The following is a 25,720-nucleotide window of genomic DNA, read 5'->3' as shown; positions in this document are numbered from 1 at the left end:
ATAGTATATTTTTATTATGAACAAAAGATTAATTAAAACTCCGCAAGAAATTGCTAAAATCACCAAAAGTTGTTCAATCTTGGCAGAAGTCAAACAAGTTATTTATGACTTTGTAAGACCAGGAATTTCATTAAAAGAGATCGATCAATTGGCTTTTAATGAAATAATAAAACGGAACGCACAACCTGCCTTTCTCGGTCAATATGGCTTTCCTGCGACAGCTTGCATATCTGTCAATGAACAATTGATCCACGGTATTCCAACCGATTACATTCTTCGAGATGGGGATTTACTCAGTGTAGATCTAGGATGTAAATGAGAAGGATACTACTCAGATAGTGCTTTCACAGTTGGTGTTGGAACCATTTCACCAGCAAATCAAAAGTTAATTGATGTTGCTGTTGGAGCTTTTAACGCCGGATTGAAAGCGATTAAAAGAGGAGCACGAATCGGCGATATATCACATGCTATTGGCTCATATATCAAAAAAGCCGGTTATTATACTCCGAATGAATTTTGTGGACATGGAATCGGTCTAGCACTCCATGAAGAGCCCCATGTTCCCAATGATGGGATTAAAGGGACCGGAATGCTACTTAAAGACGGAATGGTCATATGCATTGAACCCATGATTACCCAGACTCCACATATTAGAACGTTAAGTGATGGTTGAACTATTGTGTCAAAAGATAAAAGCAACACATCACACTATGAACACACTGTTTTAATTAAAAATGGTAAGGGAATAGTCTTAACGAAAGGAATTTAATTTGTCAAAAGATGCTATCAAAATGAAAGCCGTAGTCAAGGAAGCTTACTCAACTGATTTATACTCAGTAGAACTTGAAAACGGAATTGTAATTAAAGCTCATATTTCAGGAAAAATGAGAGTAAATCACATTCGTATTTTACCTGGAGATACTGTTGATGTAGAAATGAGTCCTTACGATTTAACTCAAGGGCGCATTACCTATCGTCACAAATAAAGGAGAAACGCATGAAAGTTAGAGCAAGTGTTAAAACAATGTGCAAAGATTGCAAAATTATTAAGCGTAGAGGAATTATTCGCGTTATTTGTTTAAACCCAAAACATAAACAAAGACAAGGATAATCAGAAAGGAATAAGTAAATGGCTAGAATTTTAAACGTTGAAATTCCAAATGACAAACGTGTTGTTGTTTCATTAACCTATATTTATGGAATTGGAAAAACAATTGCTAAAGAAATTTGTCACAAAGCTAATGTTAGCGAAGATGCTCGGGTAAAAAATCTTTCAGAAGATGAACTTTCACGTATTCGTGAAGCTGCTAAAGGATATACCACTGAAGGTGATCTAAGAAGAGAAGTTAACCTTAATATTAAACGTTTAATGGAAATTAAATGTTATCGTGGAATTAGACATAGAAAAGATCTTCCAGTTCGTGGACAATCAACTCAGAAAAATGCTCGTACACGTAAAGGTCCTAGAAAAACCGTTGCTGGAAAGAAAGGTAAATAGATAATGGCTCGTAAATCGAAGAAAAAAGTTGTTACTACTGGAATTGCACACATTCACTCAACTAACAATAACACTATCGTTACCTTTACTGATGAACAAGGTAATGTTATTGCTTGAAGCAGTGCTGGAGCAATTGGATACAAAGGAACTAAGAAAAAAACTCCTTATGCAGCTGGACTAGCTGCAGCAGCAGCTTCTGAAGCAGCTAAATCACACGGATTTAAATCAGTTAAAGTAGAACTTAAAGGACTTGGAGCAGGAAAAGATGCTGCAAGAAAACAAATTGAAGTTTCTGGAATTACCGTTACAGAAATTAAAGATGTTACTCCTACACCACACAATGGAACCAGACCACCAAAACGTGTTCTTAAACGTGAACGTGCGAAAAAATAGTTTTACAAGAGGTTAATTATGGAAAAAATGACAAAACTAGATTACCTACAAAAAACTGAAAACAATAATAATGATTTCAATTTAACTATGCAACTTAAACCGCTTGAACGTGGATTTGGAAACACCCTTGGTGTTGCTTTAAGAAGAGTGTTACTTTCAAATATCACATCACTTGCACCTTTTGCAGTGAAAATTGAAGGTGTTGAACACGAATTCCAAACCATTAAAGATGTGGTTGAAGATGTTCCAAGTCTTTTAATGAATTTAAGAAAAGTACGTTTTAATTATAATCCTGAACTTTTAGGAATGGATGAAATTGTTAAAGCTGAATTAGTAATTAATTCAACCGGTAAAATTAAAGCTCGTGCTTTAGAAATCACTTCACATCCCAAAATTGAAGTAGTCGATCCAAATGTTGAAATTGCTACTATTCAATCAGAAAAGGCTCTTAAAGTAGAAATGTTCCTACGTCAAGGTAGAGGATTTATGTCGTTTGAAGAAAACAAAATTCTTATTGCCAAATTAGAAGATAAAATTCAATCAAACATTAAAAAAGGAAAATTAATTGCTGTAGATTCAAACTTTTCACCAGTAGAAAATGTTCATTACAGCGTAAAAGAACTCAACTCTGCTTCACCACAAATTGAAGAAGAACTTGAATTAAATCTTAAAACTGATGGAACAATTGCACCAAAACAAGCACTCAAACAAGCTTCAGAAATTCTAATTGGTCACTTTGCACGAATTGGTGAAGTTGAAACTATGAAAGTTGATATTTTCAAAGAAGAAATTATTGAAAAAGGAACTGAGTCACCAGAAATTGAAATTAACCAAGTTAATTTATCAGTTCGTTCATTAAATGCTCTTAGAAGAATTAAAAAGACTAAACTCAGCGAAATTGCTAAAATGACCTATGAAGAGCTTGAACAAGTTAAAAATCTTGGATCTAAATCATTAAATGAAATCATTGAAAAATTGCACGAATACGGTTTTAAACTAAAAGAGGGGGATGAGTAAGATGGCAAATCCGACACAAATTTATTCACGTGATACTAAATGAAGAAACGGTGTGATGCGTTCACTTGTTAGTGAACTTATAATCCATGGGAGATTAACAACTACTTTAACTAGAGCAAAAGAATTGAGAAGACACGCTGAAAGAATGATTACAAAAGCAAAAAATCCAACTTTAGCAAATCGCAGAGCAGTTGCTGCTTATGTCCGTGACATTAAAAACAAAAGCAATCAAAACGCACTTAAAGTTTTATTTGATGAAGTAGCACCAAAATACGCTGAACGTAATGGTGGATATACACGCATTATAAAATTACCAAAACGCCTTGGTGATGCCACTCGTATGGCAATTATTGAACTTGTTTAATTAACCTTCCCTTCCTTTAATTACAATTAGCATTTATAACGTAGCCTTAGCTACGTTTTTTATTAAAATACACAATTTAAAATTGTCTTGGTATTATAATAAAAATATGTCTAATACAACTAAGGAAAAGATAACAAAAATTACACAAAAAATCGGCAGAATCGTTTGAATTGAAGATAATAGATTTTGGGATAACGATTTATTTGCTTTTATTGTTCTTTATCATTCTCTTATATTTTCTGCATGTTTAGGTTCATTTTCACATCTATTATTTAAACTACCAATTTATTTTAATAATCCAACAATAGCTGGTGTTCAAATCTTTGTACTTGTTATGTTTATAATTGATTTAATCCTTCATTTGATTACTTATCATTATCAAAACACGGAAGAAAATCGTTTTAAACGCTATATTAAATTTTTCTTCTCTTACTATAACATAATTACAATTCTTAGTATTTCATTTTCATCGGTTTTATTTACGCAAATATATTTTAATAATTATGAAAACTTTGATTCAAAACTATTTAATTTTTTCAGCGAAATGTCTATTGTAATATTATTGAGATTACTTATGTTTTTAAAATTATTCTCGTTCTTTAATATCATTTTTAAAGTTCTTAAGGAACAACAAAAAATGTTATGAATAATTTCTGCCTTAGCTATTAACATAATTTTGTTATTTGCTTTAGGAATTTTAAGTGCTGAAAAAATTCATTATAATGCAGAGTTGAATAATCAGATTCAAAAATATGCCAATGACCATAAAGTCTCTTTTTTTGAAGCAAGCATTAAAATATCAAGTGATCCTTCAAAATTACCTAAGATAGAATCAAATACTGTATCTAATTTTTTTGATGCCCTTTATTATACATTTTTTACACTATTATCATTTGGCTATAAAAGCTTTTCTCCAAAATCAGATGTAGCAAAAATTTTAGTTGGGGCACTTTTAATTATTAGCATATTAATTATTGCTATAGTTTCTGCTGTAATTGGTAAAAGTATTGAAAAACATTTAAAAAACAAAGATAATATTAATCTTAATAAAGAAGAAAATGAATCAAAAACCAATTAAAAGTATGCCTTCAATTTGTGTGTCCAGATATATTCGTTTTCAGTTATAATTTTTTTATGCTTAATTCAATTAAGAAAAAACATCAACAAATCTTGAGAACAATTAGTGACATTGTTTGAATTAAAGAAATTAAACAAGATAACAAACTTTTCAAAGATAAACTTGCCAGATTGCAACTTTTATATGGATTATTGATTATTTTCGCATGTTTATTTTCGTTTGTTAATTTATTTGTGCCTTTAGGGCAAGATACATCAACATATGCAAAAGTATTTATTACCATTGCTCAAGTTCCAGTCTTTTTCATCTTTGTCTTTGATTTTGTAATTCATTTAATAACTTATCATTATCAAAATAATGAGAAGAATTTGCTAAAACTTTATTTTAAATTCTCAACTTCTTATTATAGTTTTGTAGCTATTTTTTGTATTCTAGCTTCAATTAACCTAATTGGAGTCTTTACTGGACCTAATACTTTTAATTCAAAAATCTTTGATTTTTTTAACGCATTAGGAATTGTGAGAGTTTTACGTTTACTGATTGTTTTAAAAATCTTTAGCCCGTTTAACACTATTTTTAAGGCCATTACTCAACAATCAAAACTCTTGATTAATATCTTCATTTTAGTAATTGTGTTAATCTTATTATTTGCATTAGTGATTTGAAATGCTGAAACAAGTTATTATAATGCACAAGTAAGTCAATTCATTCAAAAATATGCTAATGATCACAATTTAACAAAAGATCAGGCCGAGATACAAGTATTAAAGGACTCTAATTATCCAAGTGTAGGTTCAAATATTGTATCTAACTTTTGAGATGCAATTTATTTTACTACCATTACACTTACCACCATTGGTTATGGAGACTTTTCTCCACAATCTCCAACAGCAAAAGCAATTGTAGTGATAATCTCACTTATTGGAGTTGCTGTGATTGCAATTCCTTCAGGGGTGATTGCAGCAAGCTTTTTACAGCAAGTACAAAACAAAATTAATAAAAACAATAAAAGAGAGGAAAATAATGATTAAACTTGGTTCACACATATCATTTAAAAAACCTGGTTATTTAGCTGAAGCAGGAGCCGAATCACTCTCAAATGGAGCTAATACCATGATGATTTATCTTGGAGCTCCACAGACAACATTGCGTACTAGTGTAGAAAATTATCAACTTGAAAAATATGAGCTCATGTTTGAACAAGCTATTCCTAAAGAGGATATCATTGTTCATGCCCCTTACATTGTTAATCCAGCCAATCCTGAAAAAAGTAGTTTTTCAATTGAATTTTTAACCAAAGAAATTGAACGCATGAATTACATTGGAGCTAAATATTTAGTATTACACCCTGGAGCTTACACTAAATATTCACCTCAAGAAGCTTTAGACACGCTTGTTGATAGTTTAAAAACTATTATTAAAAATACCAAAGATGTAGTCATTTGCGTTGAAACAATGTCTGGCAAAGGCAGTGAAATTGGAATTACCTTTGAACAAATTCGTTACATTTTAGATTGAGTCAACTCAGATCGTGTTGCGGTGTGTTTAGATACATGTCATGTTTGAGATGCAGGTTATGATATTCAGCAATATGAACAATTTAAGGAAGAATTAAAAAAATGAGACTTATTCAAACACATAAAAGTAATTCACTTAAACGATTCAAAAAATGTTCTTTCTTCACATAAGGATCGGCACGAAAATATTGGAAAAGGATTTATTGGGTATGAGACACTTAAACGTTTTGTCCATGATCCTGAATTTGATAATATTCCAATCATACTCGAAACACCTTGAACTGATCAAGGACCAATTTATAAAGAAGAAATTGCCTGATTATTGGAAAAAGATAAATAAACTTAACAAGTTTTAAAATATTTTAAATATCATGAAACTAACCTCAAAAATTTGAGGTTTTTTATTTTAACTTAAGCTAATAAATCTAGGTAATCTTATAATTTCATTACTTAAATTTAAGCACTCTTGAATAATTTTTTTGATAATTTAGCAAAAAAGCTTTTTAATTGCTAAATTATGATACAATAAAACTATGAGCAGAATTAATCCTAAGTTAGAACAAATCCTTAGTGCAACCATTGAACTATACACCCATTTAAAACAACCAATTAGTAGTGCACACTTAATTGAAGAAAAAGAAATTAAATTTTCTAGTGCTAAAATTCGTTATTTAATGAAAGAACTTGAAGATTTAGACTATTTAAAAAAAGCTCATTCATCAAGTGGTCGAATCCCAACCCCAGTTGGATTAAGTTATTATGCCAAGCATATTGCTCAAGCAAATGAGAAATTGTTAGAAAAAAAACTCAAAAAATCATTCGATTCCAAAAAGGAAAAAGCTAACTTTACGATTGCTCAAGCAGCTGAAACAATTGCAGATATTACTGGATTAACATTAATTACTACCAAATTTGATAAATCATTAATTTTAAAAAGTATTGATTTAGTTCCAATTAGTTCGTTTATGGCTACAGCTGTAATGGTAGTGTCAAATGGGGAAGTCCATTCCAAAATGATTTCATTAGAGGATGATAAAGTTCAAATGAATGAATTAAAAATTGCTGTACGCGTTTTTAAAGAAGAATTAATCGGAGTTGCTTTAGAAGATTTAGTTGAAAAAACATATGCTCTTAAAGAAGTTCTCAAAAAAGAGGTTTCTAATTATCTTGCTGTAATTGCAGAGTTTGTCAATAATATTTTCAATATTAAAACCAAAAATAATGTTTATGGACGTAAAGAGTTAATTTTAAGCCGTAATTTTACCCGTGAGCAGGTCAATCAAATTATTGATCTAGTAGAAAATTATTCAATTTGAGAGAAAATTGAAAACAAACTAGACGAGCAAGAAAACTTAAAAATTGCTGTCAATGAAGTAAGTGCTTTTTTAACCAAAAGAATTAATACAGAAATAGGAACAACTGAAATTTCAATCGTTGGACCGCAAGATAGTGATTTTAACGAAATGAAGACGGCACTAAGTGTCTTTGAAAAGCTTTTAATTAAAGGAGAAAATAATGAATAAGATTAAAAAAGGTGATTTATTAAACGGGAAATTTGAATTTACATTTTTAGATGGAACTTTAATTAAACAATTAAGCGGATTTAGAAGTATTGTAATTGGAGAAAACGATTTTAATTGTGATTTAGATCATTTTTTAATTGGTAAAAAATATAAACGTCATTTTGAATTTCAAGTGACAATGGATTCAGAAAACGTTGATAAAGAATTAGTGAATCAAAAAGTGCTTGTTAAAATTTCTGATGCTAATATCACTCAGCCAGTTGTTGTTGAATCAAACCAAAAACCCCAATTAGATGAACTAAAAAAAGAAAACGAAGAGCTCAAAGCACAAATTGCAGCACTTAATGTGACAATGAAAGCTAATGAATATCTTTTTAAAGATAAAATCATGCAAGCTTCACAAAAAGCAAATGAGGCAATTCAAGAAAAAACCACTGAGATTCAAGATAAATTTACTAAAGAAAAAGAGGAAATTAAAAAATATGCTTTACAAAAGTTTATTGAAGAATTTTCAATCCCCTATAATAATTTAATTGCCGCAGTTAAAAGCGGAGAAAATTCAACTAATGATCAAGTTAAAAATTATTGTTATGGATTTTCATTAGTCTTAAAACAACTTGAACAAGCTTTAGATTCAAGTGGAATCAAAGTAATTGAACCAAATGTTGGTGATATGTTTAATGCTCATGAACAAGAAGTGATTGATTTTGAACATGATAATGATAAACAACACGAACAAATAATTAAAGTAGTTCGTTTAGGATTTAAATTAGAAAAACGTACTGTGGTGCCAGCCCAAGTAAAAATTAACAAAAATTTATAAAATTTAGCAAACAAATTCTTTGATTGCTAAAAAGTATGTTATAATTAATTTAGAGATAGATATTACAAAATTCAAATTATAAAAAAGGATAGGATGTAAATTATGGCAAAAGAAATAGTATTAGGAATTGACTTAGGAACAACAAACTCAGTTGTTTCAATCATTGAAAATAAACAATCAGTTGTGTTAGAAAATCCAAACGGAAAAAGAACCACACCTTCAGTAGTTGCGTTTAAAAACGGAGAAATTATCGTTGGAGATGCTGCTAAAAGACAAGTTGAAACCAACCCAAACACTATTGTCTCAATTAAAAGATTAATGGGAACCAATAAAACTGTACATGCAAACAATAAAGATTATAAACCTGAAGAAATTTCAGCTATGATTCTTTCTTACATGAAAGAATATGCTGAAACTAAATTAGGAAAAAAAGTTTCTAAAGCAGTTATTACCGTTCCAGCTTACTTTGACAATGCACAACGTGAAGCTACAAAAATCGCAGGAAAAATTGCTGGATTGGATGTATTAAGAATTATTAACGAACCAACCGCTGCTGCTCTGGCTTTTGGATTAGAAAAAACTGATAAATCAATGAAAGTGTTAGTTTATGACCTTGGTGGTGGGACCTTTGACGTTTCAGTACTTGAACTTGAAAACGGAACTTTCGAAGTGCTTTCAACTAGTGGAGACAACCACCTTGGAGGAGATGATTGAGACCATGCTATTGTTGAATGAATGGTAAAAGAAATTAAAGCTAAATATAATTTTGATGCTAAATCAGATAAAATGGCAATGGCTAGATTAAAAGAAACTGCTGAAAAAGCTAAAATTGACCTTTCAGCTCAATCAGTAGCTCCAATTAACTTACCTTTTCTTGCTGTGACAGCAAATGGACCAGTTAATGTTGAATTAGAACTTAAGCGTAGTGAGTTTGAATCAATGACTTCACACTTACTTGACCGTACCAGAAAACCAATTGAAGATGCTTTAAGAGAGGCTAAAGTAACTGCTGCTGATTTACACGAAGTATTGCTTGTAGGTGGAAGTACCCGTATGCCAGCAGTACAAGAATTAGTAAAACGCACTTTAGGTAAAGAACCAAACAGATCAATTAACCCAGATGAAGTGGTTTCAATTGGAGCTGCAATTCAAGGAGGAGTGCTTGCGGGAGATATTGATGATGTGTTATTATTAGATGTTACTCCGCTTACTCTTGGAATCGAAACAATGGGTGGAATTTCAACCCCTTTAATTGCACGTAATACCACTATTCCAGTAACTAAATCACAAATTTTCTCAACTGCCACTGATAATCAAAGTGAAGTAACTATTCGGGTAGTTCAAGGAGAAAGAGAAATGGCTAATGACAACAAATCACTTGGCCAATTTAACCTCGGAGGAATTGAACCAGCTCCACGTGGAGTGCCACAAATTGAAGTTAGCTTTACTATTGATGTTAACGGAATTACCACTGTTACTGCTAAAGATTTAAAAACTAACAAAGCTAATACCATTACTATTGAAAACTCTTCAAAATTAAGCGAAGAAGAAATTCAAAGAATGATTCGTGAAGCTGAAGAAAATAAAGAAGCTGATACTAAACGGAAAGAAGAAGCAGAAACAATTGTGCGTGCGGAAACATTGATTTCACAAGTAGAAAAAGCAACTAAAGAACAAGGTGATAAGCTTGATGATAAAGCTAAAGAAGAATCGGATAAATTAGTTAAAGAATTGAAAGAATTAATGGATAAAAAAGATATTCCAGCTCTTAAAACCAAACTCGATGAGGTGGAAAATGTTATGAAAAACTTTGCTAATTACTCAGCTCAACAACAAGCGACCCAAGAAAAAGACAGCTCAGCAAGCGAGGACGAAGCTACTATTGTTGAGTAAGAAACAAAAACCTCTTAGCAAGGGGTTTTTGTTTCAAATTTTTTAAATTTAAACAAACCAAAAAGGCATATTAAAATATAATTTAATAAGCAAGAGGGGATTAAGTGAGTTATAAGGCATTATATAGAAGATATCGACCAACATCTTTTGAACAAGTTGTAGGACAAGAGCATATTATTAATACACTTAAAAATATTATTTTAACCAGAAAAATTGGGCACGCATACTTGTTTAGCGGACCCAAAGGCTCTGGAAAAACATCGTTAGCAAATATTTTTGCTAATGTTTTAAACTGCATGCACGGTGAGGACTTAACTGTTGCTTGTGACACATGTAAAGGGCAAATTGGAAAATCTTTAGATATTATCGAAATGGATGCTGCTTCAAATAATGGAGTTGATGAAATTCGAGATTTAAAGGAAAAGATTGAACAATCACCAATCCATTCTCGTTTTAAAATTTATATTATCGATGAGGTTCATATGCTCACTAAAAGTGCTTTCAATGCACTGCTTAAAACGCTCGAAGAACCTCCTGCTCATGCTATTTTTATTTTTGCTACCACTGATCATCAAAAAATTCCGCTCACCATTATTTCTCGTTTGCAAAGATTTAATTTTACTAAACTTACTAATGAGCAAATTTATCAACATTTAATTAAAGTGCTCAATCAAGAGCGTATTGCTTATAGCAATGAAGCAATCAAATTAATTGCACGTTTATCATCAGGAGCCATGCGTGATGCCTTATCCATTGCTGATCAAAGTGCTTCATTTGGTGAAGGCAAAATTACAGTGGAAAATTTAACCACAAATTTTGGAATAGTATCAAATGATTTAATTATCCAATTAATTAATTTAATTTACACTTCCAAAACTAAAAAGACCCTAAAATTATTTTACTTTTTAAAGGAATCAGGAAGTGATCCAAATCAATTAGTGATTAGTTTGTTAAATATTATTAAAGAATGAATGATTTATAATTTAACCCATTCAAGCGATTTATTAGAATGAACCGAAATTGAACAAATTAATTCATTACAAATAAACCAAAAATTTGCCCTTAGTTTTTTGGATGAATTAAATGAAGTGTTAATTAAAATGGCACGCTCAGAATATCCTTTTGAATTATTAGAAGTTTTAATTTTAAAAATGTGTGCACATCATGTCAATGTTCAAGTGCCTGAACCAGCTCAAGTTATTAAACCAATCATTGAGCAACCTCTTGGTTCAACTCACGTTTATCAAAATACAAGAGCAAATGTTCCAATTCAAGAGCCAGAACTTCCTGATGAAGTTCATGATTGAGGCGATTTAATACATAAACAAACCGAAGAGATTAATTTACCTAAATCTAGCTTAAATTATGAACAAAAAGAACAAAATATCAATTTAAATAATGATTTAGTTCAAACGAAAAATCAAAATATTTATCAGAATTCACCGAAAGAAAACCAAGTTGAATATGAACAATTTTCAAGCGATTCTGAAACCAAAGTTATTGACCTAAGTGATAATGAAGGTCAAAAAATAAACATTATTAATAAATACGAAGAAAAGTGAAATGATCAAGAAATAGCCAATTTATTACACATTCTTCAACAAGGAATGCAAAAAAATACTAAAGATAGTTTTACTTCATTTAAAAAAATGTCTGAAAAAATGATTTTAGCTTCAGAACCATTAAAATATGAAAAAATGAAACTCCTTGAACAAACAAAAATTCTTGCTTCAAGTGACACATATATACTAATTACTTCAGACAATGAAAATGTGTTAAATCAAATTCATCAAATTCGTAATACTGAAGATTTTCAAAAGTATATTAATACCATATTTTCAGGTTACAAGCACATTTACGTAACATCTAAAGACCAACGAAAGAGAGCTCTTAATTTGTATAGAGATCAATTTATCAGAGGTATCATCCCAAGCGATCTTAAACCAATTGAACCCCTAACCCAATTAGAGAATCGCTTTAAAGATCAAAGTACTGAGAACCAAATTAAATCCATTTTTGGCAGTGCTGTTAACTTAATGAAAAGAGGAAAAAATGAATAACGAAATGTTAAAACAACTTAAAAAAATGCAATCTCAAATGGAACAAAAACAAAAAGAACTTGATGCAAAAGTTTTTAAAGTTGAAAAGCAAGGGATTGTTTTAGAAATGAAAGGTGATTTTACTTTAGTATCAGTTAATGTTGACTCAATTCTAATTGATCCTGAAGATAAAGAAATTCTTGAAGATTTAATTATAGTTGCAATGAATGAATTGATTGATTTAATCAAAGAAGAAACTGAAAAAATTACCCCACAAATGCCTGGTGGAATGCCGTTTTAATGTTTTTTTCAGATTCGATTAGCAAATTTATTGAAGAAATTAGAAAATTACCAAATATCTCGAAAAAACAAGCTGAAAAAATTGTTTTATGAGTGCTACAAAGCCCAGATTCAGATGTTTTACGTGTGGCTAATTCCTTCAAAAGATTGAAAGAAAAAGTTCATTTTTGCAACTTTTGTCAATCACCAAGTGAAATTGAATATTGTAAATATTGCGATAATGCCCAAAGAGAAAATAAACTTTTATTAGTTGAAAATTTCACTATTATTGACAAAATTGAAAACGCTGGTTTTTACAAAGGAAAGTATTATACTTTTAAAAATATTCTTAAAAAAGAATCAGATGTAGATAAAACTATGTTTGAAATTAATTCATTAAAAGAGTATGCTCAAAGTTTTGATGAAGTAATTTTAGGAATTTCGCCCACATTGCACGGAGAAATGACAAACGTTTTAATCAAAAAAGAATTATCAAAAATTGGAATTAATGTCTCACAATTAGCCATTGGAGTACCAATTGGGGCTTCAATGGATTATATTGACGAAATGACATTAAAATTTTCACTAATCCACAGACAAAAATAATAGGGGGAATTATGTTTATCACTTTTGAAGGTTTAGACGGAAGCGGAAAAACCACAATTATTAACAAATTAATGCAATACTTACAAAGTAAATTTAATTTATCTAATATTGTTTTAACCCGTGAACCAGGAGGTCAAGGACTCAGAGAGGCTGAAAAAATTCGCGAAATTATTTTAGACTCTTCTTCGGATCTCTCAGCAGTTGCTGAGGCAATGCTTTATTCAACTAGTCGGAGAATTCATCTTGAAAAAATTATTTGGCCAGCCTTACAAAGTGAAAAATTAGTTCTTTGTGATCGTTATATTGATAGCTTTTATGTTTATCAAGGTTTTGCTCGTAATCTTGGATTTGAATATGTGAAAAAACTTACTGAATTAGTAATTGATAATGCTCTCCCTGACATTACAATCTTTTTTAATTTAACCCCACAACAAGCAAAAATTCGTCGTAATAGTACTAGATTAGTGGAAGACCGTATGGAAAAAGAAAAAGAATCGTTTCATCAAAGCGTTTATGATGGTTATTGAACTTTAATTAAACAAGATCCAAAGAGATTTTTAATTATTGATGCTTCACAAAGTGAAGAACAAGTGTTTAATGAAGTAGTAGAAAAACTCATGCAACACGCTCAATTTAAGGAATATTTGAACAAACATGCTCACTAATGAACAAATTACCTTTTTCCATAATATCAAAGTTAGCAATAAACTTTCACATTTGTACTTACTTTTTAATGCAAACGCAAATATAATTAATGAAGATTTGCGTGATATTTTTTGCATTTTTAATGATGTTTCTTCTTCAAGTTTTGAGTCTTATACAGATTTTCCTAATGTCTTATTAATTGATAATTTAGATCAAAAAATCAAAAAAGAACAATTAGAAGAAGTTTTTATTAAAGCTCAATTACTTAATTTTCCACAAAAAAGAATTTTTGTGATTATTAAAAATATTGAAAATGCATCTATTCAAGGACTTAATTCAATTCTTAAAACTATCGAAGAACCCACATCAAATATCACTATTATTTTAACTACTACCAAAATACATGCAGTCTTAGATACTATTGTATCTCGAAGTTATTTAATTTCACTTAAGCAACGAAGACCAGCTGAATTAATTATTAAACTCCAAAGTGCAAATTTATATAATGAACAAAGTGAATTATTAGCTTATTTGTTTAATGATTATCAATTAATTATTGATTTTTTAGAGCCAGATAATTTTGATCAAATTGCCAATTTAATAAATATTTTCGAAAAATCACTGAGAAACAAATATTTATTATATGCACATTTAGCCACATTTTTTCAGGAAGAAAAGCATTCACTTAACAAAGTTTTAATCAAAACAATTATTTTTATTATTACTGCAATTTATCACAATATTGATTTTGAATTCAACCTTGGCTTAAATGTTTTAACCTTATCAAAAGAACTCCAAAAAAACAAACCACAACTTATTAAAGCGATTGATCATTTAGACGCTTTTGCTCAAGACCTTAATTCACCAATGAATTTTAATCTAGCCAAAGAGAAATTATTAATTAAATTAATGGAACTATATGAGTAAACTATATATTGTCGGAACTCCAATTGGTAATTTGCAAGATATGACTTTACGAGCCATCCAAACCCTGAAAAATAGTGATGTTATTGCTTGTGAAGATACTAGAGTAACTGCTAAATTATTAGAATATTTTGATATTAAAGAAAAAAAACTAATCACTTATAATAACTTTACTGAGAAAAATAGTGCCAAAGGGATTATCGAATTACTCAAAAGCCAAAAAATAGTGTCACTTGTAAGCGATGCAGGGATGCCAGTAGTATCAGATCCAGGCTTTGAAGTTATCAAATTATGTCGTGAGCAGAATATTGACTTTGAAATTATTCCAGGAGTAAATGCAGCTATTACAGCTTTTGTTGGTTCAAATTTTTCTAATACCTTTTCATTCCTAGGTTTTTTAAAAGATAAAAGTTCGCAAAGAATTATTCAATTAAATTCACTAACTCTAGGAACTTATATTTTTTACGTTTCTCCACATAAATTAGAAGCATCACTTGAAGATATAAACCAAGTTTTTCAAGGTAATGAGCGAGTCTGTTTAGTCAAAGAATTAACTAAAATTCACGAAACTTGATATTATGGAAATGCAAGTCAAATTTTACATGAACTAAAATTAAATAACACTATTAAAGGTGAATTTACTTTAGTACTTAATTTAACTAAAAGCAAAAATGTTAAAGTGAATAAGTACCCAAACCGTAATAAAATGCCATAAAAAAACACCCAAAAGTTACTTTAGGTGTTTAATCATAAAGTGGCATTTTTTATTATATTTTGCTTAAAAATTCTCTTAATGAATCAAAATCAACTTGTTCGTGTACGTTTTTATTTACTTGTTTGTAGACAAGATTATTGTCCTTATCTAAAACAAGCATTGCACGAGCATTAAGGAATAATTGATCAATTAATAAACCTAGTGAAAGAGCCATTTCTCTATGTTTGTAATCACTAAACATTTGAATTTTAGTGATCTTGTGTTGATCAATATATGAAGCTAATGCAGTTGGTAAATCTTGTGAAAATGAAACAAAATTTACATTTTCAAACTCTTGTGCAAATGAGTTAGCTAGTGCTACTTGCATATCGCAAACTCTAGTATCAATTGAAGGGAAAACAACTACAACTGTATATTTACCATTATTTTCATAATCTTTAGTGTTAAAAGTTCCAGCTAAAACTCCTTTTAACATTACTTTATCACCTAATTTTGCTTCTGTTCCAAGAAGTGTATATTCATCATTTAAAAAATTAACTTTATTCATGTTCGATTCTCCTGCAGATTTTGTATTTTTAAATCTGTTAAAATTTTAACATTATAAGACGTATAATCAAACAAAAAGTCAACAAGAATAATGCTTTCTTGATTGTGGATACTGATTATTTTTTCCTTTCCAAAAACATTAATTCATATTAATTCTAGGTTAGTTTAAGTACGAAAATTAAGAAAAAAAATTAAGATAATTTAAGTCATGTTTCTCGATACATGCAGCTAAATTCATCGAAAATTCAAGTAATTTTTAGAATAAAATTGAAAAGTTTTTCATATTTATTTGAGTTATTTTTCTCTTATTTTTAGGTACAAAATCAACAAATTTTGAATGTTTTTAATATCAAATTTAGTATTTTTTAACTTAGTAAAGTGGATAAAATTTAGTTTATATTGCTGAAAAACATAAAAATAGACACTTCAAAATTCTTCAAAAACTGAAAAAATTATCATATTAATTTGACAAAAATCGAAAAAAATTAATAAGAAAATTCAACATTTATCATTTAAATTTTAGATAAATTTGCTTAATTTTTAGCCGAGAAAAAGCTCAAAAACTGTAAATTGTGATTTTTAAATTTTTTATACCCCTAAATCAAAAAAGTGGCCATTTTGTGAGTCACAAAATCTCAAAGAATATAAATACAGAATATTTATAAATTTTCTAAAAAACCATTTTACGTCACTTTCTGTGTCACCATCAATTTTGTGCGTCACACTGTGCATAACATTTTATAAAAAGTATAAATACTATGTATTTATAAAATTACAAGAACGTAAGTGTTAAGATGTTTGTATGCCCCTTATCCTGCTTTAGAGCATATGCGTATACGCGCGAGGATTTTGAGGAATTGTACGCACTTATTTTTATTAAATATTCAAGATCTTAAAATAAAAATTTGGTATGCTTATCTATGAGTTGTGTCACTGCTTGAGTGATATTTTATTCAACCATTAAAAAAGACAATAGCATTGAACTTATAAGCACAAAATTTATAGATAAAAAATTTGAAAATATCTATTAAGGTGCTATTTCTTTTTTAAAAAACATATATAATTTTTTTATACTAAATTTATAAACCAAAATATTGAAAAGACAAAATCTGTTGAGCAACATTTTGTCGCAAACTAAATAGGAGAAAAATGAGTCTTAAAAATAAATTAATAATCGGTGCTTCAGCTACATCATTGATTCCATTAGCAACTATGTCATGTTCAAATGAACGATCAGCTTCTGAGAATAAGGCCATTGTTGATGCAGCAGCATCTTTAGTTCAAGTTTCTGTATACGATAAAGAATCAGGTAAGGATAATGCAAAAGTAAAAACTAACATTTACAATGTGTATTCAACATATGTTAAGAGTGATAGAGACGTTATTTTCCATGGTTTTAATCCTAAAAAATATCAAGTGGTTGATACTTCATATCAAAACTTTAATGGATACACAGTTGTTAAGTTCAAACTTAAAGATATCAAAACATCAACTATAAGTGAAGAGAAAACTTACACCATTAAAGGATTCAAACTTAACCCAGAATACACCCTTCCTCTTTCGTCTACTCAAGAAGCAAATGCTGATTTATTTAAATCAGAAATGAGATTAGAAGCAAACACTGATATTGATGCTCAAGTAAAAATGTTTGCTGCACTTGAAAAATACATCCCAAATTTCTCAGGATATACAAGTGATCAATTCAATCAAGATCTCAAAAAATTAGAGGAATATCTTAAATTCTTACAAGATAGATTTGCACAAGAAAATTATTCCACAGATTTTGAAGTTAATTCTATTGGGAAATATTTAGATCATAAAGTTGATTCATTTGATTCATTATATCCACAATACAAAGAAGCACTTAACCGTTTATTATCTCTTAAAGCAATTGCATTCTTAAACGACAATTCTCAAAATGGACTTTCTGATAAAGAATTTAATACTTATGTAGAAGACTTTAAAAAGAAAGTTGAAGATATTAAAAACAATCCATACTGATCAAGAAATCCTGAATTACCTAACAAATACAATTCTGACCTTGAAGCAATTTTAGATGAGATTAATACTTTATTAAGCAAAGATCCAGCACAAAAAGAAAAATTACAAAAAATTTTAGAACAATTTGGTCAAAGCGATCTTTCACCTGAAGATCAAATTAAATATGCTGTTCTTCAAATTCTCAATCCAAAAGATGGGGCTTCAAAATTATTACAAACCATTCAAGGTGAACTTGACAAACTTCGTGAAGCTGATCAAAAAATTCCTGCTACACAAGAACAAAAAGACCAATCTGACAGATTCAAAGGATTGATTTTAGCATCTCAAGACCAAATTACTAAAGCACTTACTGAATTAGAACCTTTAAAATCTGAAGATGAATTTGCTTTCTTATCTGCAATTAGTGGATGGGATAATCCTGATGATCCAGATTATGAAGCACCTAAAAACTTTGCTGATGCAAACCAAAGAATTAAAGATTCTTTTGAAACAAATTTCAAATTAAAAACAAATACTAATAGTTGATACTCAGAAGATCAATTTAACAAAGATTTAGTAACACTTGAAAAAATGTTAACTTTCTTACAAGAACAAAAAGTTACAGAAAAAGATTCTCCTGCTACAAAACACTGAGATTTTAATATCAACAATTTATACGATGTTAAAAAATACAATTTAGATAAATTCCTTGAACTTGAACCAGAATATACTCAAGCAATCACCAGATTATCAACAATGTCTACAAATGTAGATAAAAACCTTACTGGACGTGATCTTTCAGGATATTATCAAGTTCAAAATCTTAAATCTAAACAAACTGATATTCTAAAAAAACTTGACGAGTTACGTCAAAAACCAGAATTCAGAGGATTGCCAAAATTAATTTTAAAAGCTTTTGGTGATGATCATGCCAAAATTAAAGATTTTGCTGAAGGTTTATGAGATGAAGAATTAGGTACTTTTGGATTGAATAAAAAAGGAACCTTGAAGGAATGAGATTCAAAACTTGCTACATTGCTTAAATTGATCATACCAGGGCTTAATAATGGTGTTAATGAGCAAAATCAAGCTGATAAAGACAAAATAGTTAAAGACTTTAGAATCAATTCAAGCCATGTAACCAATGCTGTTGAATATGTTGCAGCTACTTATATTGACCAACTTGGTCAGGCCTTTGCTCACGTTGATGAGTTAATTGATGAGTTTGAAGACGAAAATCTTACTACTGAACAAACACAAGATGCAAAAGACATGCAAAAATGAATTAGATATGCTCAAGTATATATTCCTGCTTTAAGAAACTTAACCAAACCTCCTGTGCCAACCAAACCTGAAAAACCAAGCACACCAGGTGGTGATGTAGATAAAGAATATAAAGAATCACTTAAAAAACATGAACAAGACGTTAAAAATTACTTTGCCAAAGCAAATAAATTAGAAAAAGAATACTGACAAGGTTTAGATAAAAGCAAAGATCCACTTTACAAAGACAAACAAGGTGAAGAATTATTCAATTCAGATTTAGCATACTATACTAAATTCATGGAATTTTTACAAGATAAAAATCCTGTTTCTGGCTTTGAAACCAAAGCCTTAGATGGCAATGAAGATATTAGTTCGATAAGCGATCAGAAAACATACTATAAAGCAAATATTGACTTATTTAAATTAAGATCAACCAAATTTAAAGAAGTATTTGGTAGACTTAGAGGACTTGCTGCGTACAATTGAATCGCAACTGTAAGACCTGAAAGAGTTCTAAAAGATCCATCAAAACCTCAAGACCAAGACAATCCATCGGTTATTAAAAAAGACGCAAATGGTAAGGACATTCTAATCGCTCACGCAAATCTAATTACTCCTGAAGCACTTGAAAAACTTTACAATGAAAATAAAGAAAAAGCTTACGATTTATTCTTTGTTGACATGACACAAGACAATGCTTCAAAATCATCTGCTAAGCCAACTGAAAATCCAGCTAGAGATAATTATGATGCTAACTTTGATTTTGTTAAAAAATCATTTAAAGATTACAATGATTTAGGAATGGAAAAATCAGATAATAAAACCGCAATTCTTGACGAAGAAAATTATACTTTTGCTGATGCAGATGCTTCGCTTAGAGACAGATATTTACAATACCGCAAATTAACAGCATTAAAAGCTAGATTAGATTTACTTGAAGAAGCTTACAGCAAAACCGCTGTATCAAATGCTCAAAATGATCAAATTGAAAATCTTAAACTTTATCTTAAAGGATTTAAACCTGCTGATAAAGAAAGATTCCTTAATGATATTAAAAATAAAGTTTACACACTTCTTTCGCGTTCAGAAGGAAAAAAAGCTGGCTACAGTGTAGATAAATTTCTTGGAGAGAATTTTAATCCAGAAATGGGAGATAAATATCAAGGTGATTTAAGAGATGTTGCTAATTTCTTAGATTATTTAGAAACATCAAAAGCTTTAGATCCTAAATTAGTTCACTCTACACACAAGATTCAGAGCCAAAAAGATAAGGCTTTTGACGCATATACCTTAAAACAATATGCAGATTATCATATTGCTAAATACGCAGATTTAGAAGCTAAATTTGTTAAAGCAATGACTACAATTAATTCATACGTAGTTGAATCATTCCTTGAAAAAGAAAATATTGATCCAAACTTCCAAACCACTAACCAAACCACTCAAGTTAAATCACTTATTGAGAAATATACAAAAGAATACGATGAATTACTTAAAAAACACCCTGATATTAAAACAAATGATGTATTTAAAGCTGATATTGCAGTATTAGATCCTTTAAAAACATTATTAGAAGAAATTAAAGAAGACACCAATAGTGCTGAAAAATTTACAAAATTACAAAAAGATTACTTTATTTCTTTACCTACAAATAGCATAGATAACAAAAACTATATTAGAGTGGAAGAATTATCTAAATTTATTCTTTACTTTAGCTCATTTAAATTCCATGTAAATGAATTTACATCACAAACATTAGGTCCAAGCCAAAAAGATGATCTAAACGCGAAAGAAAAAGAATTAAACGATAACAATTATCTTGTTACTGATGCTGATAAAGCAGGTGCTGAGTTATTAGCTATTAATAAAGAATTCTTACACCCTGATCACGAAGCTGATACTACAAAACATCTTGATAAACACTCATATTCAGAAGCTGATTTAGTTAAAGATGTTAATCTTGTCGTAAGCTTTTACAAAGAAGCTGCTAAATTAAAAGCCTTAATTGAAGGAACAAGATCTCAAAATTCATCAAGATTATTTAGAAAAACACTAGAACTTTACAATGCTGGATACAATTTAGCTAAAGCAGCTTATAAATTAGCACTTGAAAGAATCTACAATAACAAAGTAGACCTTTACAAACTAAAAGCTATAGAAATTAAAGAAATTACCGCAGTTAATAAATTTGATGACAATGTTCAAGATAATAATAAAAATGCAAGAACATTATATACAACAGCTATTGCTACTCAAAAAGACCTTCTAACATTATTTGCTCTAAAAGAAGACAACTCAGCTGATACAGCTATAACTCAAACAGATAAAGAAAGCAAAGCAAAAACAGTTCTTGGATCTGATGCAAAATCAGAAACTACCCCAGGAGCAAACGCTTCAAATATTACAAACGCAATTAACAAACAACTTAAACTATTTATCTTTAACATTTCTCAAACTAAAGCTAATATTGATTCAAACACAAACAAACCAACAAACTAGAAATAATAATTTTAAAATAGGTTTTTATCAAAACCTATTTTTTATTTAAAGCAATTAAAATTTGATTATTTTTTTAATATTACTAAAGGTCTTGATTTATAATGTCAATAAAAAAGCCAAATTTTGTATAATTTAAATAAATATTTTATTTAAATTAAACAAGAGAGGTGACATTGAAAAAGAAAAAAAGAGTGATTCTCGTATATGTTATTTTCGCGATTTTCCTTATCTCTTTTGTAACACTTTTAACTTTTATTATCATTAATGCTGATAATACTTATATTTTAGCTTGATTATCATTAGGAGTTCTTGCTACTCTAGCTTTTGAGGCTGTAGTCTTGTATTTTATCTTATCACGCTTTATCAAGTCGCGTGAATTGATTAAAAAATCATTTAATTCATTTGTTGAGAATATTATGACCAATAATAATATTGGAATTATTATTTATGATTCAGGACAAGAAATTATTTGAAGTAGCTCGTTTTTAAAATCAAAATTTAAAAACAATTTTATTGGATGAAGTTTAGATGATTTTTTTCAAAAATTTTATGGAAATAAAAAGAAAGTTGATTTAAATGAAAATAAAATCGAATTTTCAGAAAATGATCATATTTATGAAGCTCAATTTTGACCAATTTCTAACACTGTGGTAATTCGAGATATTTCAACCGAAAATCTATTTAAAACAATAACTGCAGAGCAAAAGCCTGTCATTGGCGAAATTGAAATTGATAACTTTCAACTTTATCAATCAATTCTTTCAGAAGAACAATTTTTCAAACTAAATAAAGCCGTAATTGATACTATTGAAGAATATGTTAAAAAATATAACATGATTTATCGTCAATATACAAACGGGAAATTTATTGTTTTTACCAATGAAAAAACCATTTCTGAATTAATTGAAAATCAATTTGATTTATTTATGAAAATCAATCAAAAAGAAATTGACAATTCATACAAAATTTCTCTATCAATTGGGTTTGCTAGTGGATGGAGTTCATTCCAAAAACAAATTGAACAAGCCAAAAAAGCCCTTTTACAAGCCCAAAATCGTGGAGGAGATCAAGTTGCTATTTTTTCAAATACCCGCAACCCAATTTATTTTGGATCTAAATCAGAAATTGTTTCTGATAATAGCCGGATTAAGATTAAAAATACTGCCTTAGAATTAAGAAAAAAATTAATTAGCAATAAAATTGATAAGGTGATTATTTATGGACATAAAATGGCTGATTTAGATGCTATTGGGTCTGCTTATGGAATTTATCAAATGGCTAAAGGTTTTAATAAAAAAGCCTATATTGGTAATTTTACTTTTGATCACACCACTAAACAAATGATTTCAAGTATGAAAAGTGTTTTTGAACGAGATTGTTTAACTTCCAACATGGAACACTTAACTAGAATAACTAATGAAAACACTTTAGTAGTTTTAGTCGATAATTCAGATGTGCTACGCACTGATAATATTGAAGCTCTTAAAAATACTGATCGTAATAATGTCTTTGTCCTTGATCATCATCGACCAGGCGAAAGCATTGATTATTGTCCAGTAACTAATATTTATATTGATACCACTGCTTCATCAACTTGTGAAATTGTCACTGAGATTATTTCCTTTGTTGAAAATAAAGTAAGCATTGATCAAACCACAGCTCAATTATTACTCAATGGTATTTACTTAGATACTAATCAATTTGCCAAATCAGTATCGCAAAGAGCTTTTTCAGCTGCTAGTTACCTTGAAACTAAAGGAGCTAAAGCTTCAATTGCGGTTGAAATTTTAAAAATCGATAATGAAACACGTAAAACTATTGATTTAATTTTAAAAAACCTTACTGAAGTCAAAGAAGGATTTTTTCTTGCATATTCAAATATTGAAGCTTCCAATGATACTATTTCCATTGCCGCTGATGAGATTTTAAAAATCAAAGGTCGTGTAGCTTCGTTTGTAGTGGCAAAACTCAAAGATTCTAAAGATAAAACTAAGTATAAACTTAGTGCTCGTGGAATCAATACTAATGTCCAAATTATTTGTGAATCAGTTGGCGGTGGTGGGCACTTTAGTTCAGCAGCGGCTGTTTCAAATGAAGATTTAAATATTTTTGTTGATAATATTAAACATGCAATTGTCATGTCAGGAGCAAAAAAACATGAAAGTAATTTTAATTAAAGATTGTAAAGAAGGAAAAGCAAACACTATTGTTGAAGTGTCGAATGGATATGGAAGCAACTTTTTAGTCAAAAACGGATTTGCCTTGCCTTATAATGAAAAAACAGCTAAAAGTCTTGAACGTAAATTACAACAACTCTCAGCTGATGAACACGCTAAAAGAAGTAATTTTTTAAAAATTAAAGAAGAACTTGAAACACTCACCCTTAAATTTGTTCTTAAAGCTGCTGTGGATAAGAATTTTAATTTGCACGTTCATAAAAGCGTTTCAACTAAAGAAGTACACGATGAACTCAAAAAACTTGGTTATAATTTACCCAAACACGCTTTAGAAAAAATTCACTTTGTGTCAGAAGGTACTCATGAAGTGAATGTCAATTTATATAAAGATATTCACGCAATTGTGAGATTGGAAATTAGCATAAATGTCGCAAAATAGTAAACCGGAAACAAACTACTTAACGCTGATTAATAATTTTTTAAATCCCCAAACATTATTTCAAGATGACGAAATTGAAAAAAGCATTCTCGCCTCAATGATCTTAGACGAAGAAATGCAACAACGGGGAGCTCAATATCTTAAAGAAGATAACTTTTTTGTTCCAGAAAATAAACAGTTATTTCGCTATATTTTATTTCTCAAAAACAAAATGGGAAGTGCATTCCCGTTCTTTGATTTTGCTAATTTAGTCCAGAATTTAGACCAAATTAAAAATAATAATGCCTTTACTGAAGTAACTCCACTATTAATTTCACTTATTGCCTCAAAGATAGTGAACGAAACCCACTTTTTAACCAATGTGGAAAAACTAATTGATCTAACTAAAATGCGAAATGTTGAAGCTTATTATGAATATGAAATTAACAAAATTAAAAACGGTACTGGTCAAATGGACTGGAAGGAAGCATATTCAAATATTCAGCAATTCCTTTCAGATAATTCACAAAATTCAATTCAAAGCAGTTCATTTAAACACATTTATGATACTTCGCAAGAATTGCTCAATTCAATTAATGAACGCTTAACTGGAGTAAGTGAAGATTTTGTTATTAAAACTGAATTTGAAGCGGTAGATAAATTTGTCAATGGCTTCAAACCAGGTCAATTTATCATTCTAGCTGCTCGTCCCGGAATTGGGAAAACTGCTTTTGCTCTTAATATTGCCCGCAATATTACTTTAGAAAATTTGCGAGCAAGCAATGATCAAATTATTAATTCAATTAATGATCAAGACACTAAAATTCGGCATGTAGCCTTTATTTCCCTTGAAATGCCAGCAAGTGAATTGACTTCACGTTTTTTATCTACCCATTCAGAAATTCCACTCAACAAAATTCAAGATCCTAAAAGACTTAATTCATATGAAAAATCAAAATTAGATTCGTTTGCTTTATCATTTGATAAAATGAATGTATATTTTGATGACGTGCCAACTAGCAGTATAGACGATATTACTTGAAAATTAAGACTATTAAACAAAAATTTAAACTATCAACTTGACTTAATTATCATTGATTATCTCCAACTTATTTCTGGACCACAAGGAGGACGCGGGAATCGTCAACAGGAAGTTTCAACTATTTCACGGAACCTTAAAACCTTAGCTTTAGAAATGAAAATTCCTATTATGGCACTGTCGCAACTTTCACGTACTGTTGAAACACGTGAAGATAAACGACCTCAATTGCACGATCTTAGAGAATCAGGGTCAATTGAACAAGATGCTGATATTGTGATCTTTTTAAGTCGAAATGCTGAAGACAAAAGAGAAGATATGAGTTATAATACTCTACTTTCAGTAGCTAAAAATCGGAACGGACAGCTTGGATTAGCTGGTTTACAATATAATGGAGAAATTGTTAGTTTTACCGAATTTATCAAGGATTCAAACAAATAAGGAGTTTTTCATGGAACCTATATCCCATCATTTAATTATC

Annotated in this window: 24 protein-coding genes; 23 read left to right on the top strand and 1 reads right to left on the bottom strand. The window is 29.6% G+C overall.

Translation table 4 applies throughout. The features are described from left to right. The first annotated feature begins 16 nt into the window (after nt 1–16). The 19 genes from map to rsmI all read left to right on the top strand — a co-directional run bounded on the left by map (nt 17) and on the right by rsmI (nt 15,314). Entirely contained in the window at nt 17–769 is a 753-nt protein-coding gene (map, locus tag NPA11_RS03095) for a type I methionyl aminopeptidase (protein WP_257043456.1), read from the top strand. Between the two features lie 22 nt (nt 770–791). Further along, complete coding sequence (gene infA / locus NPA11_RS03090) at nt 792–986, top strand: translation initiation factor IF-1 (RefSeq protein ID WP_373457106.1); 195 nt, start codon at nt 792–794, stop codon at nt 984–986. Between the two features lie 11 nt (nt 987–997). Then, entirely contained in the window at nt 998–1,111 is a 114-nt protein-coding gene (gene rpmJ / locus NPA11_RS03085) for a 50S ribosomal protein L36 (protein WP_257043453.1), read from the top strand. A gap of 18 nt (nt 1,112–1,129) precedes the next feature. Further along, a complete protein-coding gene (rpsM, locus tag NPA11_RS03080) occupies nt 1,130–1,498 on the top strand; it encodes a 30S ribosomal protein S13 (RefSeq protein WP_257043452.1) in 369 nt (122 codons plus the stop codon). Nucleotides 1,499–1,501: 3 nt separating this feature from the next. Then, nucleotides 1,502–1,891, top strand: a complete 390-nt coding sequence (gene rpsK / locus NPA11_RS03075) for a 30S ribosomal protein S11 (protein WP_257043451.1) — start codon at nt 1,502–1,504, stop codon at nt 1,889–1,891. 18 nt (nt 1,892–1,909) lie between these two features. Next, nucleotides 1,910–2,908, top strand: a complete 999-nt coding sequence (locus NPA11_RS03070) for a DNA-directed RNA polymerase subunit alpha (RefSeq protein ID WP_257043450.1) — start codon at nt 1,910–1,912, stop codon at nt 2,906–2,908. Between the two features lies 1 nt (nt 2,909). Further along, nucleotides 2,910–3,272: a 50S ribosomal protein L17 gene (rplQ, locus tag NPA11_RS03065; RefSeq protein WP_257043957.1), complete on the top strand. Its 363-nt coding sequence runs from the start codon at nt 2,910–2,912 to the stop codon at nt 3,270–3,272. Nucleotides 3,273–3,846: 574 nt separating this feature from the next. Continuing rightward, nucleotides 3,847–4,350: a potassium channel family protein gene (locus NPA11_RS03060; RefSeq protein WP_257043449.1), complete on the top strand. Its 504-nt coding sequence runs from the start codon at nt 3,847–3,849 to the stop codon at nt 4,348–4,350. 56 nt (nt 4,351–4,406) lie between these two features. Continuing rightward, nucleotides 4,407–5,381, top strand: coding sequence for a potassium channel family protein (locus NPA11_RS03055; protein ID WP_257043448.1), 975 nt, complete (start codon nt 4,407–4,409; stop codon nt 5,379–5,381). Continuing rightward, a complete protein-coding gene (locus NPA11_RS03050) occupies nt 5,374–6,207 on the top strand; it encodes a deoxyribonuclease IV (protein ID WP_257043447.1) in 834 nt (277 codons plus the stop codon). The genes NPA11_RS03055 and NPA11_RS03050 overlap by 8 nt, the downstream gene beginning before the upstream one ends. Before the next feature lie 193 nt (nt 6,208–6,400). Then, nucleotides 6,401–7,390: a heat-inducible transcriptional repressor HrcA gene (locus tag NPA11_RS03045; RefSeq protein ID WP_257043446.1), complete on the top strand. Its 990-nt coding sequence runs from the start codon at nt 6,401–6,403 to the stop codon at nt 7,388–7,390. Further along, nucleotides 7,383–8,213: a nucleotide exchange factor GrpE gene (locus NPA11_RS03040; RefSeq protein WP_257043445.1), complete on the top strand. Its 831-nt coding sequence runs from the start codon at nt 7,383–7,385 to the stop codon at nt 8,211–8,213. Before NPA11_RS03045 ends, NPA11_RS03040 begins: the two co-directional genes overlap by 8 nt. A 102-nt stretch (nt 8,214–8,315) precedes the next feature. Beyond that, the gene (gene dnaK / locus NPA11_RS03035) at nt 8,316–10,106 is read left to right on the top strand and encodes a molecular chaperone DnaK (protein WP_257043444.1); all 1,791 of its coding nucleotides are present in this window, start codon (nt 8,316–8,318) and stop codon (nt 10,104–10,106) included. A 104-nt stretch (nt 10,107–10,210) separates the two neighbouring features. Further along, nucleotides 10,211–12,166, top strand: coding sequence for a DNA polymerase III subunit gamma/tau (gene dnaX, locus NPA11_RS03030; RefSeq protein WP_257043443.1), 1,956 nt, complete (start codon nt 10,211–10,213; stop codon nt 12,164–12,166). After that, entirely contained in the window at nt 12,159–12,446 is a 288-nt protein-coding gene (locus tag NPA11_RS03025; RefSeq protein ID WP_257043442.1) for a YbaB/EbfC family nucleoid-associated protein, read from the top strand. The genes dnaX and NPA11_RS03025 overlap by 8 nt, the downstream gene beginning before the upstream one ends. Continuing rightward, nucleotides 12,446–13,030 carry a toprim domain-containing protein gene (locus NPA11_RS03020; protein WP_257043441.1) on the top strand — a complete coding sequence of 195 codons (585 nt, stop codon included), beginning with the start codon at nt 12,446–12,448 and terminating at the stop codon, nt 13,028–13,030. Before NPA11_RS03025 ends, NPA11_RS03020 begins: the two co-directional genes overlap by 1 nt. An 11-nt stretch (nt 13,031–13,041) precedes the next feature. Next, nucleotides 13,042–13,695, top strand: a complete 654-nt coding sequence (gene tmk / locus NPA11_RS03015) for a dTMP kinase (protein ID WP_257043440.1) — start codon at nt 13,042–13,044, stop codon at nt 13,693–13,695. Further along, complete coding sequence (locus NPA11_RS03010) at nt 13,685–14,602, top strand: hypothetical protein (protein ID WP_257043439.1); 918 nt, start codon at nt 13,685–13,687, stop codon at nt 14,600–14,602. Before tmk ends, NPA11_RS03010 begins: the two co-directional genes overlap by 11 nt. Beyond that, a complete protein-coding gene (gene rsmI, locus NPA11_RS03005; protein ID WP_257043438.1) occupies nt 14,595–15,314 on the top strand; it encodes a 16S rRNA (cytidine(1402)-2'-O)-methyltransferase in 720 nt (239 codons plus the stop codon). The genes NPA11_RS03010 and rsmI overlap by 8 nt, the downstream gene beginning before the upstream one ends. A gap of 52 nt (nt 15,315–15,366) precedes the next feature. Here the strand turns inward: rsmI and NPA11_RS03000 are convergent, their stop codons facing one another. Then, the gene (locus tag NPA11_RS03000) at nt 15,367–15,861 is read right to left on the bottom strand and encodes a redoxin domain-containing protein (RefSeq protein WP_257043437.1); all 495 of its coding nucleotides are present in this window, start codon (nt 15,859–15,861) and stop codon (nt 15,367–15,369) included. 1,148 nt (nt 15,862–17,009) lie between these two features. Here NPA11_RS03000 and NPA11_RS02995 point away from each other — a divergent pair. The 4 genes from NPA11_RS02995 to NPA11_RS02980 all read left to right on the top strand — a co-directional run bounded on the left by NPA11_RS02995 (nt 17,010) and on the right by NPA11_RS02980 (nt 25,680). After that, complete coding sequence (locus NPA11_RS02995) at nt 17,010–21,605, top strand: hypothetical protein (RefSeq protein WP_257043436.1); 4,596 nt, start codon at nt 17,010–17,012, stop codon at nt 21,603–21,605. A 173-nt stretch (nt 21,606–21,778) separates the two neighbouring features. Further along, the gene (locus tag NPA11_RS02990; protein ID WP_373457155.1) at nt 21,779–23,782 is read left to right on the top strand and encodes a DHH family phosphoesterase; all 2,004 of its coding nucleotides are present in this window, start codon (nt 21,779–21,781) and stop codon (nt 23,780–23,782) included. Continuing rightward, on the top strand, nt 23,763–24,221 hold the full coding sequence (rplI, locus tag NPA11_RS02985; protein WP_257043433.1) for a 50S ribosomal protein L9: 459 nt from the start codon (nt 23,763–23,765) through the stop codon (nt 24,219–24,221). Before NPA11_RS02990 ends, rplI begins: the two co-directional genes overlap by 20 nt. Then, the gene (locus NPA11_RS02980; RefSeq protein ID WP_257043432.1) at nt 24,208–25,680 is read left to right on the top strand and encodes a DnaB-like helicase C-terminal domain-containing protein; all 1,473 of its coding nucleotides are present in this window, start codon (nt 24,208–24,210) and stop codon (nt 25,678–25,680) included. The genes rplI and NPA11_RS02980 overlap by 14 nt, the downstream gene beginning before the upstream one ends. Nucleotides 25,681–25,720 lie beyond the last annotated feature (40 nt).

It is taken from the genome of Mycoplasma sp. 1578d (genome assembly GCF_024582695.1).
Taxonomy (GTDB): Bacteria; Bacillota_I; Bacilli_A; order Mycoplasmatales; family Metamycoplasmataceae; genus Mycoplasmopsis.
The sequence above is the reverse complement of the archived record's forward strand: the minus strand, read 5'-3'. Positions and strand labels throughout refer to the sequence as shown.